Genomic DNA, 12,295 nt, shown 5'->3' with positions numbered 1-12,295 from the left:
CGTGTATCCATTTTGAATGCATGATGGAGCACGGCACCTGTTGCGTTTACCTTTATACTTGTTCGCCAGCACCTGGAGACCGAATGAATCGTCGAGAGTTTCAAAAAATGTCCGTAGCCGCCTCGCTTGCGTCATTGCTGCCAGGCAAGAACGTACTGGGTTCGGCAATGGCTGCCGCCCCTGAGAACAACGCTGGCCACAAGTTTTCGATCATGTTGTGGACCCTTCCCAAAGGGCTTACGTTTGAGCAGCAACTGGAACTGGCTGCAGGAGCTGGATTTAATGGGGTCGAGGTCGGAAAAGAGTACGAGACGTGGACCCCGGAGGAGTGGAAGAAGAACCTGGCCAAGCAGCATGCTCTGGGAATCGCAGTGGACAGCGCGGTGCCAGGCAGGAATCCACTGGCGGACCACACAAAGCGGCAGGCACTGCACGACGACCTGACGAAGGCGATTCCGGGAGCGAAAGAGCTGGGCTGCAAGCAGTTTATCTACACGGCGTATACACGTGTCCCGGGTCAGAGCGACCAGGAGAAGAAAGCTGCGATTGTAGATTCGCTGAAGTACGCCGCTGATCTTCTGGAGAAGGAGCAGATCGAGATTGTACTGGAGCCGATTGACCTGCTGGAGTACCCCAAGGAGGCGGTTCCGAGCGTAGCCGAGGCCTTCGAGATTACGCGAGCGGTAGGCAGCCCGAGGGTTAAGGTTCTGTACGACTTTTATCACGAGCAGAAACAGGCAGGAAACCTGATCGAAAAACTGGAGAAGAACATCGACCAGGTAGGTCTGGTGCATATCGCGGATGTTCCTGGACGGCATCAGCCGGGTACGGGCGAGGTCAACTACGACAATATCTATCGCAAGCTGGCGGAACTGCACTACGACCGCTATATCTGCATGGAGTTCATGTCGACCGGCGATCCGCAGACGACGCTGAAGAATGCGCGGCTGGAGGCGATCAAGGCGATGCAGTCGGTTTAGCTGAGTGGTGCGAAGGATTCCTGTCTTGCCTGTGACGTCTGTGGTGCTGCGGGCAGAAGGCAGGGATTCTTCGCTCCGCTCAGAATGACGATCCGGAAAGGGTAAGGATCTAGTCTCTCCAGGGCTGGCAATCCGGGCACCAATAGGTGGAGCGGGCCCCGGTCCCCTGGCGGCGCATGAGGATCGTGGCACCGCAGCGTCGGCACTCCTGGTGCTGCCTGCCGTACACCCAAAGACGCTCGCGGCGGTCGGTGGCGTGGGTGGTGCGGCGGTTTCCGGAGTAGGTGACGATGCCGTCGCCCTTGCCGTCGATCACGTTTGCCTTTATATAGCGATGTGCGAACTCGACGAGGCGCTCGATCTCTGCGGGGATCAGTGTGCTGATGGCGCGAAAGGGATGTACCCCGGCGGAGAAGGCGACCTCGCTCTTGTAGACGTTGCCGAGTCCGGCGAGTACGCGCTGGTTCAGCAGGGTTGTTCCTACTTCGGCAGAGGGTGACTTGAGGGCGTGTTGCTTCAGGCGTTCTACGCCTTGTTGAAGAGTGAAATCTGTGGACAGGATGTCGGGGCCAAGCCTGGGGATTTGCGAACTGCGTTCGAGCGAGCGAGCAGTGTATAACTCGGCCACGGGAACGTTGAAGGCGACGGCCTGCCAGTCGGTGGCCGTGATGACGATTCGCATGCGCGAGCGGGGCATATGCCAGCGTTCGCCGGTGCGATAGAGATGCCAGCTTCCGCTCATCAGCATGTGAGTGGCGAGGATCAGGTCGCCACTGAAGTGGATGAGGAGCCACTTGCCGCGGGACTCGACACTCGTGATGGTGCGGCCGGTGATGGGAGTGTTGTCGTCGACGCTGGCGATCTTGGCTAAGGCCGTTTCGAAGCCGGTGACAACTTTTCCGCCTATAGCGCGTTGCAGCGCGCGGGCGGACCGATAGATCGTATCTCCCTCAGGCATTCGGCCTCGACTCGACTTTGACGCCGGGCAAGGTGGGCAGGCGGCGGCGCACGTTGAAGCCCATGGCTCCGGCGGTGAAGCCTGCATCGAGAAGGAAGCGAGCCATCCAGTGCTCGGCGACGGGGGTGCCATTGATGGTTGCGATTAGGATTCCGCCGTGTGCTTCGGTGTCTTCGTCTGGCTGCTGCGCGTGATGGAAGAGGAAGTCCGCGATTGCGCGGGCGACGTTGGAGCGCTGCGGCTCGTCTTCCGGCAAAAAGATCTGGAGGGCCGAGTTTCCCCGCCGAAGGTAGGCGGTAAGATAGCCGTTGCACAGGATGACGCGTGCGCCAACGCTGCGGGTGAGCGATGAGGCTTCGTCTCCACCCGCTGGCCATCGGAGCAGTGCGCCGTAGGGATTTGCGGGATCGGTCGCGGCGAGTTGGACGGTTTCTATACGGTCGGGATCGGCCTGTGCGCCGGCTCCTGTACGAAGCGAACGAAGGAGATCGACTGCTGCGGGGAGTGCGAACTGCGTGGCTCCTAGGTCGGCGGCGAAATAGCCGCGGCGAATCTTTCCGCTTTCCTCCATTGCTTTAAGGACGTCGTAGACGGCAGAGAATCCGCCGGAGATGTTTTCGGCGTGTGCCGTTTCGCGGAAGACGACGCCGTAGCGATTGAGCAGCTGCTGTGCGAGGGCATGACGCCACGCGGTTGCACGCTGCTGTTGGTCGGCGAATGCAGCTGACTGGAGCGCCCATCGGCCCTGGCCGGTTGGCGGTGTTGTTCTGCGGGAGCGGAAGCCAAGTTGGTTGTGAACGCGGCGCGTTCCACGTTTGGAGGTCGAAGGCTTTTCGCAGTAAGCGCGCAGTGCAGAGAGACCGTCATTGGTAACGAGGCCCTTCCAGACGAGCGACCAGAGAGCGTCGAGGGTTTCGCCGGGATACCCACCGCCGAGGCCGTCGTGTAGGTCCTGGAAGAAGGATGCGCCGCGAGCGCGGAGGTAATCGATGATCTGCTGCTCGCGGTCGTTGAGCGGGGTAGGGCTGTCCTGCGCGGCAGGCCAGAGTGAGGACAGCTTCTCTGAGAGGTAGAGCGCAATTCTGCCGTCGCGTTCGCCCAGGGGGTCGAGGCCGACCCACACGACCTCGCCAGCGGCGATGAGGGTGTCGAGATCGGAGGGCCGATAGTTGAGGACGCGGGCCGGAAGGATCTCGGATTCGAGGATGGAGGCGGGCAGTGGCGCTCCCTGAAGATTTTCGATGACGTCGAGTAGGGCATCGAGTCCGCGTCGCGGTTGCACGACGCCCTGCCAGCGGGTGATGAGCCGGGCCAGCGTGGCTTGTTCGACGGGCTCTACTTCCTTGCGGAGGCGGGCGAGACTCTTGCGGCGGATGGAGCGGAGCACTGCAGCGTCGCACCACTCGCGGTGGATGCCTCCGGGGCGGAAACCTCCTTCGACGACGCGGCCGGAGTGGACGAGTACGCGGAGAACTGCCTCGACAGCATCCGGAGAGAGGCCGAAGCGAGCGGCGGCTTCGTGCGTGGTGAAGGGGCCGTGGGTTCTTGCGTACCGGCGAACGAGGTCGACCGCCGCGTCGGGGACTTCCGTGAGGAAGGCGGTGGGGAGTCCTGGCGGCAGCGGAATGCCGAGGGCGTCGCGGTAGCGTGCAGCGTCTTCGACGGCTATGAAGCGCTTTTGACCGGCGATCTGTACCTCGAGGACGCGGCGGGATCGCTGCAGTCGCTGTACGCTGACGGCGACTTCGGCGCTTACACTGCGGCGCAGGAGCTCTTCGCGGTTGAGATCGCCGAGACGAAGCAGAAGATCGTGGACGCCGTCCATGTTGCGGGCCTGGTAGCCCTCGGCGAGCGCCTGGAGTTGTTCTTCGGTCTGCTCGATTGCGGAGAGATCGAGTAGCTCGCGGAGGTCGGCGTCGCCCATCAGCTCGCGAAGCTGATCTTGGTCGATGGAGAGCGCCTGCGCGCGACGTTCGGCCAGAGGAGCATCGCCGTCATAGATGTAGTTCGCGACGTAGCTGAAGAGCAGGGCAGAGGCGAAGGGCGATGGCGTGCGCGATTCGACCGTGTGCACGCGGAGGGTGCGATTCGAGATGAGGCGAAGCGTTTCCATGAGCGCGGGCATGTCGAAGACGTCGCGCATGCACTCACGGTAGGCCTCAAGCAGGATAGGGAACGATGCGTAGCGGCTGGCGACACTGAGCAGGTCGTAGGCGCGTTTGCGCTGCTGCCATAGCGGGCTTCGCCCGTCGGCTCTGCGCCTGGGGAGGAGAAGAGCTCGCGCGGCGCTCTCGCGGAACTTTGCGGCGAAGAGAGCGGTTGAGCCGAGCTGGCGGAGGACCATCTCGGCGGCCTCTTCAGGCTCGGGAAGAAGAGCTTCGATATCGGGCGCCTGATCGGTCTCGGGGAAGCGAAGGACGAAGCCTTCGTCGCTCCACATGGTCTCGACCTCCGGGCCGTTGGCGGCGCGCAGCTTGGCGGTGACGGCCATCGCCCAGGGGGCGTGGATGCGGCTTCCGAAGGGGGTGAGGACGCAGACGCGCCAGTCGCCAAGCTCGTCCCGAACCTTTTCGATGACGATGTTCCGGTCGTCGGGAACGACGGTGGTGGCGATCTCCTGATCAGCAAGATAGCGCAGTACGTTTTCTGCGGCGGTAGGTTCAAGGTCGTGCTCGGAGGTGAGCTTCGCCATGGCGACGGGTCGGGGCAGTTCGCGGAGTTCGCGAATGAGCGCGCCAATGTTTCTTCCGAACTCCAGCGGACGCCCGGCCTGATCGCCGTGCCAGAAGGGCATCTTTCCGGCCTCGCCGGGGGCGGGCGACACGAGGACCCGGTCGTGCGTGATCTCTTCGATCCGCCAGGCGGAGGCGCCGAGGATGAAGGTCTCGCCGGTGCGGCTCTCGAAGACCATCTCCTCGTCGAGTTCGCCCACGCGCACCGGTTTGGATCGTTCGCCTGCGAGGAAGACCCCATAGGTTCCGCGGTCCGGGATCGTGCCAGCATTTAGGATGGCGATGCGTTTGACGCCTGCGCGAGGGGTGAGCCAGTTGCGAGTGCGGTCCCAGGTGATGCGCGGACGAAGCTCGGCAAACTCGTCTGAAGGGTAACGGCCCGCCAGCATATCGAGGACGCCATCGAAGACGGCCTGACTGAGTCCGGCGAACGGGGCGGCGCTACGAACGATCTCGAAGAGAGAAGCGTAGCTGATTCCGGGGCTCTCCTCTTCGTCGGTACGAGCGGAGCGGCGCCGCTCCGCGTCCTCGATGCTTAGAGGAGGATGGGCGATGATGGCGACGATCTGTTGCGCGAGCACGTCGAGCGGATTGCGCAGGAAGCGTGTCGATTCGACGTGGCCCTCGTGCATGGCGCGTGTGACTGAGGCACAGGCGATGAGGTCGGCACGATATTTGGGGAAGATAATTCCAGAGGATGGCGCGCCGATCTGGTGACCGGCGCGGCCGATGCGCTGAAGACCGCTGGCGACGGAAGGGGGAGCTTCGATCTGAATGACGAGATCGATGGCACCCATGTCGATGCCGAGTTCGAGCGACGAGGTGGCGACGAGAGCCTTGATCCTGCCGGCTTTGAGAAGCTCTTCGATCTCGCTCCGCTGCAGGGCGGCTAGTGAGCCGTGATGGGCGCGTGCGACATTTTCACCGGCAAGCTCATTGAGTGATCCCGCGAGGCGCTCTGCTACCCGGCGGGCGTTGACGAAGATGAGGGTGGAGGTGTGCTCCTGGATCAGCTCCAACAGGCGAGGATAGATGGACTGCCAGATGGAGGTTCGCTTCGGCCCCTGCGACGCTGGACCACTGGGCTGATCTTCGATCTGGCCCAAGCGAGCCATATCTTCGACCGGAACTTCTACCTTCAGTTCGAGAGGCTTTCTCGCTCCTGCGTTGACGATACTGACTGGGCGATAGAGAGGGGCGGCAAGGCTTCCGGCCTCTGCTTCGCCCTCGATCTCAGCGAGGACTGTCGCGGTCTCGGCTTCGATCTCATGCTGGTGTGTCGTTTTCTTCGAGGAGCGGCCTTTCGCGGGAGCCTGGGCGCCTCCGAGGAAGCGGGCAACCTCTTCGAGCGGTCTCTGGGTCGCGGAGAGCCCGATGCGTTGAAGTTTTCGGCCGGTCAATGCTTCCAGGCGCTCGAGCGAGAGGGCAAGGTGCGCTCCACGCTTGGTGGGTACGAGCGCGTGGATCTCGTCAATGATGATGCTCTCAACCGAGCGCAGAGCCTCGCCGGCTTCGGAGGTCAGCATGAGGTAGAGGCTCTCAGGCGTGGTGATAACGATGTCGCCGGGATTTCTTCGGAAGCGTGCTCGATCCTTCTGCGAGGTATCGCCGGTGCGCACGCTGATCTCCGGAATATGTACCGGGGTGCCAAGCTGCTTCGCCATGTTGGCGATGCCCACTAGAGGAGAGCGAAGGTTGCGCTCTACGTCAACTGCCAGTGCTTTGAGCGGCGATATGTAGACAGTCTTGCAGCCTGCGGGAGTTTCGGCAGGGGTGTGCAGCATCAGCCGGTCCAGGCACCAGAGAAACGCCGTCAGGGTCTTGCCGGTTCCGGTGGGGGCGAGGATGAGGGTCGAGTCGCCGCGCGCGATGGCAGGCCATCCCTGAACCTGGGGAGGCGTCGGCGTCTCAAAGACAGTCGTAAACCACCGCGCTGTGACAGGGTGAAAGAGTTCGAGGACCTGGCTCGCGTTTTGCGCAACCGATCCTTCAGGGGATTCCTTCGAGGTACTATCGGGCTCTCGCGTTGAGGTCTTTCGTGTAGAAGGCATTCGGATCGAGAGAGTGCTTTATCTCCTTCTATACGATGCGGGCGCCTGCACGCGCGATGAAGTACTGCCGGAACTTCGAAGATTTCCCGCGATCATGTGTTTCAAGAAACATCTGCCAAAGCCGTTTTCCCCGAGAGAAAACGGCGCGAAGCTTCGTGATTCGCTCTACACCTTCGCGGGAAATGCTTTAGCGTTCCGGCACCTGCCATCCGGCGAGCGTCTGGGCGAGGCTGATCTTATCGGTGCCGGCCTTGGTTGTGGCCTCGGCCATTTTGGGGAAGGCCCCCGCGATATCGTCAGATTGAGCCCAGACTGGGACATCTTTGAGGGTGTAGTGGTAGTTCACGACTGTCTCGGGGAATCCGCTGGGACCGGTAGCCGGGGGAGTGGAATCGTCGATGGAAGCGACCTCTCGATGCCCATAGCAGAAGCGCGGGGCGAAGCGCTGTCCGGTCCTGCTGACGGTGTACCGGGTAGTTTTGACAGCGGACTCGTAACTGGATTCGAGGAGACGTGCTCGAACCAGAGCGTTCATCTGTTTGGTCTCTTCCGTATCGGAGGTGGCAAAGGGGAAGCGCATATTCGGAAAGAGACACTCGGAGCGCTCGAGATAGTAGGCGTTGATTGCCTTAGTGAAGTTCTCCGGCGTGGGCTTGTTCTTCGTGTTGCAACCAGAGAGCGCCCAGAGAGAGGCAATCAGGAGGGATGCTTTTCCAGCAAGGCGGAGCAGTTTTGCGTTTTGCTGCAGGTTCGGTCGTTCCATTCAGTCTCCTTACGTACAGCCTCTATCCCGCCAAAAGCTGCGGATGGCGTTGTACCTGTGGTGTGATGCCGCAGACGAAAAGAACGACTGCATGCAGTTTTAAAAGACAGTTCGATATTGTTGTCTACAGACAGGATAAGGGCTTCGGATTCATGGCCAGCCTTGAGATGGATCTGTAGTAAAGGCCGGTTGAATCTTATAGTCTCGACAGCGATGCGCCAACGCCGATTTTCGCCAGCAATGAAGAGTATTCTCGCAGCCGCAATCGCTCTGCTGGTGGTGTCGCTTGTGATTTTTGTCCGCCTGGGTCTGGATACTCACTCTCGTTTGATCCCGGTAGCGGAGCGTAAACCGATGCCGGTGGTGCACCTGAGTCTTTTGACGGGAGAGACATGGAGTCTGCGAGTTCACCGCGGAGAGGTGATCGCGATCAACTATTGGGCGACATGGTGCGGTCCCTGCTGGCAGGAGACGCCGATGCTCGTCCAACTGGGCCACGACTACGGCAAGCGCGGATTTGCGATCGTCGGCGTAGCTACCGATGAGCGCAACTCCGCGGAGATTCCGCCTGCGGTGCTCCGCTTCGTCGAGAGACTCCATGTGGATTACCCGATCGCGATCACCGCGCCGATGTCGCAGCTGGCCTATGCAATGGACGGTCTTCCCACGACCATCCTGGTGGACCGTGAAGGAAGAGTCGCCCAGACCTATGTGGGTGCACTCAACGAAACGAAATTTCGCGGGGACGTGGATGCGCTGCTGAGAGAGCCGGCACAGCCGTCGCGCTGATCGGCTATGCAAAGAGAATCTATTGCTTTGTGTCCTGGAAGTAGAAGTGCTCGACAGCCAGGCAGAAGATATGCTCCAGCGTAAGGTGGCACTCCTGGATGTTCATCGTCACGTTCGAGGGAATGATGACATTGTGATCGCAGAGAGTCTTCATCTGGCCTCCCCCGTTGCCGGTAAAGCCCACCGTAGTGATTTCCATCTGCTTTGCCTGGTGCAAGGCCTGGATGATGTTCTTCGAGTTTCCCGAGGTCGAGATTCCGAGGAAGACGTCGCCGGGGGCTCCAAGCGCTTCGATCTGGCGCGCAAAGAGGCAGTCGAAGCCGAAGTCGTTTCCAGCTGCGGTCATGATGGAACTGTCCGTGGTCAATGCGACAGCGCGCATTGCAGGTCGATTGTGGACCAATCTGACGACAAACTCGGCAACGAGATGCTGTGCATCGGCTGCAGAGCCGCCATTGCCTGCGACCATCAGCTTGCCGCCGGCCTGCATGGATCTGGCCGTAAGCTCTGCAATCGTGACGATCGTATCGGCGATCGCCGGATCTGCCAAAGTGGCCTGCATCGTAGAGATCGACTGCGCAAGCTGCTTCTCGACAAGTTGTCTCATGAGTTCTCCGGGGGAGGTCGGTAACATCTTCTAACAGGGTACGGATACATAAAGAAAAAATCTATCCTCGCTGATGAGCGGCAACGCTCTACTTGTTACAGTGGTGCAAATCCTTTTAAGGAGTTCTTCGAACGTGCGACCGATGCTGGTGTGTCTCATAGCTCTTGTTTCCATGCCCGCTTTCGTTGTTGGGCAGCAGCCGCCCAGTCCGGCAGCCACCACAGGCCGCGCGGTACTGTTGTGGCCTGAAGGAGCACCCGGGGCGCAGGGGACGGACGATACCGATAAGCCGGAGCTGACGATCTTTCTGCCCGCCGCACCGAACGCAACGAAGACGGGCGTTGTGGTTGCGCCGGGTGGGGGCTACCAGCACCTCTCCATGGATAAGGAAGGGTCAGCCATTGCGCACTGGCTGAACGATCACGGCGTGGCGGCGTTTGTCCTGCGCTATCGCCTGGGACCGCGCTATCACCATCCGGTGGAGCTGGGCGATGCTCAACGGGCGATCCGGCTGGTGCGTGCCCATGCGGCGGAGTATGGCATCGCCGAGGATCACATCGGCATGTGGGGATTTTCGGCAGGGGGCCATCTCACCGCGACCGCCGGGACACACTTCGACGCAGGCGATCCGGGGGCGACGGATCCCATTCAGCAGAAGAGCAGCCGGCCCGACTTTCTGATCCTGGCGTATCCGGTAATCACAATGATGGATCCCTCCGTTCATCTGGGATCGAAGCGGAACTTGCTGGGGGATAATCCCGATCCCGGCCTGGTCTCTTCCATGTCGGACGAGACCCAGGTCACACCACAGACTCCGCCGACATTTCTATTTGCGACTACGGATGATAAGACCGTTCCGGTGGCCAACAGCGTGATGTTCTATGAGGCTCTGGTTCGGGCAGGGGTCCCGGTGGAGATGCATCTGTTCCAGCACGGGGCTCACGGAGCCGGGCTGGCGGCAGCAAATCCACAGCTGAGCGTGTGGCCTGACCTGCTGATCAAATGGATGCAGGAGCGCGGATACGCTGCTCCGAATCCATAAGGAGGACCGATGACCCTGGCAGAGTTCAAAGCAGCAGATCCGGAGACGCTGAAGGATCCATTGCGCGCCTTGTGGTGGGATGGGCAGGGTGACTGGGACCGGGCACACGAGATTGCCCAGGATATCGAGGATGCCGAAGGTTCCTGGATACATGCCTATCTGCACCGCAAAGAGGGTGATACCGGCAACGCAGGATACTGGTACCGGCGGGCAGGCCGGCGACCTGCTGCCGGGAGCCTTGAGACAGAGTGGGGCGAGATCGTGGAGACCTTACTGGCTCAACCCTCTGTTTAGGCTCGAAAGAGAGGCATAAATAAATAGAAGGCCGATGAATTTCTTGCTTTGTCTGGAGCCTTCGTTTGTGTAAATTAAAAACAACCCGATAAATTGCCTTTGCTCCCATGCCGCAGCGAAGGCCACGAGCAGATTCCACAACGCCTTCCCCGGGTGAACATCTCTGCTCGTCTTTCTTCCAGACATAAAATTTTTACCCGACAGGTGAGCGAATCCATGCGTATTGCCGTAGTTAAGGTGTTTTTGGCGTTGTTGCTAGTGCTGGGGGTAGGCGGACCCATGCTGGCGGGCCAACAGGCATTTGCCCAGACCCCTGCAGCTGCCTCCGTATCCCAGGCGAGTCGACTGGCAAACCTTGAGAAGCAGGCTGCCAGCAATACGGCTGCGATCGCGGCGGCGCAAACCTCCGGGGACAACGCCTGGATGTTGGTCTCAGCCGCGCTGGTGCTGATGATGAGCGGACCGGGGCTGGCCCTGTTCTACGGCGGCCTGGTGAGGAAGAAGAACGTTCTGGGCACCATGATGCAGACGTTCGCCATGATGGCGCTGGTGACGGTGCTCTGGGCGCTGGTGAGTTATTCGCTTGCCTTCGGACAGGGCAACGCATTCATTGGCGGCTTCCACAACATGTTTTTGCACGGTGTCGGCCTGGCTCCCGACCCGGCCTACGCGGCGACGATTCCGCTGCAGACCTTCATGGTCTACCAGCTGATGTTTGCCATCATCACGCCGGCCCTCATCACGGGTGCCTTTGCGGAACGGATGAAGTTCTCATCCATGCTGGTCTTTATGACCTGCTGGACGCTGTTCATCTACAGCCCCATGGCCCACATGGTCTGGGGCAAGGGCGGCCTGCTGAATGCAGCGCAGGGCGGACGCATCCCCTGCCTGGACTTTGCCGGAGGAACGGTGGTGCATGTCACCTCGGGCGTATCGGCCTTGGTAACTGCGATCTTCCTTGGAAAACGTCTCGGATATCCCCGTGAACCCATGCCTCCACACTCGGTGGTCCTGAGCTTTGTAGGCGCATGCATGCTGTGGGTGGGTTGGTTCGGATTCAACGCCGGTTCGGCACTCTCGGCTGGAACTCTGGCAACCTCGGCCTTTGTTACAACACACTTTGCTGCTGCTGCTGCGGCTATCGGATGGATTGCGGCAGAGTGGATCCGTCAGGGCAAGCCTTCCGCCCTGGGCGCTATCTCGGGCGCGGTTGCCGGACTGGTAGCCATCACGCCGGCAGCCGGCTTCGTGACGCCGATGTCGGCGCTCTGGATTGGCCTGATTGCAGGAATCTTCTGCTACTTTATGGTCGTCAAGGTGAAGGCCTGGTTCGGGTATGATGACTCCCTCGACGCCTTCGGCGTGCATGGCGCAGGAGGTACGCTGGGCGCTGTGCTGACAGGAATCTTCGCCAATAGCGCCATTAACCCGATCTTTGGAGCCGGCAAGGCGACCGGCTTGCTGGAGGGCAACTGGCGGCAGCTGTTCAACCAGATTGGCGGCGTGGCGATCGCCTGGAGTATTTCAATCGTGGGTACGCTCATCATTTTGTTCGTCGTGGATAAGACGATGGGCCTTAGGGTGAGTGAGGAAGAGGAACACGATGGTCTTGACCTCTCCCAGCACGGCGAAGAAGGTTACGATTGGGCGCACTAATGTTGAGGGCAAGGACCCGAGAGGACGAGAAAAATATGCAGAAAATTGAAGCGGTGATTCAGCCGTCGAAGCTGGATGCGGTCAAGGATGCCCTGGTGGAGATTGGCGTCGATGGCATGACCATTCTGGAGGCCCGTGGGCACGGCCGCCAGAAGGGCCACACCGAGGTCTATCGCGGTCGCGAATATTCGGTCGATCTTCTGCCGAAGGTGAAGGTGGAGATTGTCGTGACGGATGCGATGGTGGACGGGGCGGTCAATGCGATCATCTCGGCGGCAAGAACCGGCACCATCGGCGATGGCAAGATCTTCATCTCGAAGATCGATGAAGCGATCCGGATTCGTAACGATGAACGGGGTGAGATAGCCCTCTGAGCCTGCCGCGAAGGCGTGAGTCCCATCCTCGCTTGCGAGCAGGTTCAAA

Annotated in this window: 10 protein-coding genes; 6 read left to right on the top strand and 4 right to left on the bottom strand. The window is 60.6% G+C overall.

The genetic code is table 11. The annotated features are described in order from the left end of the window. Positions 1-83: 83 nt before the first annotated feature. Complete coding sequence (locus GWR55_RS07775) at positions 84-980, top strand: TIM barrel protein (RefSeq protein ID WP_162401759.1); 897 nt, start codon at positions 84-86, stop codon at positions 978-980. 109 nt (positions 981-1,089) lie between these two features. On the opposite strand, the gene GWR55_RS07770 is transcribed toward GWR55_RS07775, so the two are convergent. The 3 genes from GWR55_RS07770 to GWR55_RS07760 all read right to left on the bottom strand — a co-directional run bounded on the left by GWR55_RS07770 (position 1,090) and on the right by GWR55_RS07760 (position 7,484). After that, entirely contained in the window at positions 1,090-1,938 is an 849-nt protein-coding gene (locus GWR55_RS07770; RefSeq protein ID WP_162401758.1) for an Fpg/Nei family DNA glycosylase, read from the bottom strand. Continuing rightward, positions 1,931-6,721 (bottom strand): DEAD/DEAH box helicase, encoded by a 4,791-nt coding sequence (locus GWR55_RS07765; protein ID WP_162401757.1) that lies wholly within the window; start codon positions 6,719-6,721, stop codon positions 1,931-1,933. Before GWR55_RS07765 ends, GWR55_RS07770 begins: the two co-directional genes overlap by 8 nt. A 187-nt stretch (positions 6,722-6,908) precedes the next feature. Further along, positions 6,909-7,484, bottom strand: a complete 576-nt coding sequence (locus GWR55_RS07760; protein WP_162401756.1) for a hypothetical protein — start codon at positions 7,482-7,484, stop codon at positions 6,909-6,911. Between the two features lie 240 nt (positions 7,485-7,724). On the opposite strand from GWR55_RS07760, the gene GWR55_RS07755 reads away from it, so the two are divergent. Then, positions 7,725-8,273: a TlpA disulfide reductase family protein gene (locus tag GWR55_RS07755; protein WP_162401755.1), complete on the top strand. Its 549-nt coding sequence runs from the start codon at positions 7,725-7,727 to the stop codon at positions 8,271-8,273. 19 nt (positions 8,274-8,292) lie between these two features. Here the strand turns inward: GWR55_RS07755 and GWR55_RS07750 are convergent, their stop codons facing one another. Continuing rightward, positions 8,293-8,880, bottom strand: coding sequence for an SIS domain-containing protein (locus tag GWR55_RS07750; protein WP_162401754.1), 588 nt, complete (start codon positions 8,878-8,880; stop codon positions 8,293-8,295). A gap of 172 nt (positions 8,881-9,052) precedes the next feature. On the opposite strand from GWR55_RS07750, the gene GWR55_RS07745 reads away from it, so the two are divergent. From GWR55_RS07745 to GWR55_RS07730, 4 genes are all read left to right on the top strand, one after another. Beyond that, on the top strand, positions 9,053-9,922 hold the full coding sequence (locus GWR55_RS07745) for an alpha/beta hydrolase (protein WP_238398710.1): 870 nt from the start codon (positions 9,053-9,055) through the stop codon (positions 9,920-9,922). Positions 9,923-9,931: 9 nt separating this feature from the next. Beyond that, positions 9,932-10,216: a hypothetical protein gene (locus GWR55_RS07740; RefSeq protein WP_162401753.1), complete on the top strand. Its 285-nt coding sequence runs from the start codon at positions 9,932-9,934 to the stop codon at positions 10,214-10,216. 216 nt (positions 10,217-10,432) lie between these two features. Further along, positions 10,433-11,872, top strand: a complete 1,440-nt coding sequence (locus GWR55_RS07735; protein ID WP_304487098.1) for an ammonium transporter — start codon at positions 10,433-10,435, stop codon at positions 11,870-11,872. Between the two features lie 35 nt (positions 11,873-11,907). Beyond that, positions 11,908-12,246, top strand: coding sequence for a P-II family nitrogen regulator (locus tag GWR55_RS07730; RefSeq protein ID WP_162401752.1), 339 nt, complete (start codon positions 11,908-11,910; stop codon positions 12,244-12,246). Positions 12,247-12,295 lie beyond the last annotated feature (49 nt).

The sequence above is a fragment of the Edaphobacter sp. 12200R-103 genome (assembly GCF_010093025.1).
Taxonomy (GTDB): Bacteria; Acidobacteriota; Terriglobia; order Terriglobales; family Acidobacteriaceae; genus Edaphobacter.
The sequence above is the reverse complement of the archived record's forward strand: the minus strand, read 5'-3'. Positions and strand labels throughout refer to the sequence as shown.

What these genes read in the sequence shown, in the direction of transcription:
- GWR55_RS07775 (WP_162401759.1), top strand. Translation starts at nt 84, where the DNA reads ATGAATCGTCGAGAGTTTCAAAAAATGTCCGTAGCCGCCTCGCTTGCG.
- GWR55_RS07770 (WP_162401758.1), bottom strand. Translation starts at nt 1,938, where the DNA reads ATGCCTGAGGGAGATACGATCTATCGGTCCGCCCGCGCGCTGCAACGC.
- GWR55_RS07765 (WP_162401757.1), bottom strand. Translation starts at nt 6,721, where the DNA reads ATGCCTTCTACACGAAAGACCTCAACGCGAGAGCCCGATAGTACCTCG.
- GWR55_RS07760 (WP_162401756.1), bottom strand. Translation starts at nt 7,484, where the DNA reads ATGGAACGACCGAACCTGCAGCAAAACGCAAAACTGCTCCGCCTTGCT.
- GWR55_RS07755 (WP_162401755.1), top strand. Translation starts at nt 7,725, where the DNA reads ATGAAGAGTATTCTCGCAGCCGCAATCGCTCTGCTGGTGGTGTCGCTT.
- GWR55_RS07750 (WP_162401754.1), bottom strand. Translation starts at nt 8,880, where the DNA reads ATGAGACAACTTGTCGAGAAGCAGCTTGCGCAGTCGATCTCTACGATG.
- GWR55_RS07745 (WP_238398710.1), top strand. Translation starts at nt 9,053, where the DNA reads ATGCCCGCTTTCGTTGTTGGGCAGCAGCCGCCCAGTCCGGCAGCCACC.
- GWR55_RS07740 (WP_162401753.1), top strand. Translation starts at nt 9,932, where the DNA reads ATGACCCTGGCAGAGTTCAAAGCAGCAGATCCGGAGACGCTGAAGGAT.
- GWR55_RS07735 (WP_304487098.1), top strand. Translation starts at nt 10,433, where the DNA reads ATGCGTATTGCCGTAGTTAAGGTGTTTTTGGCGTTGTTGCTAGTGCTG.
- GWR55_RS07730 (WP_162401752.1), top strand. Translation starts at nt 11,908, where the DNA reads ATGCAGAAAATTGAAGCGGTGATTCAGCCGTCGAAGCTGGATGCGGTC.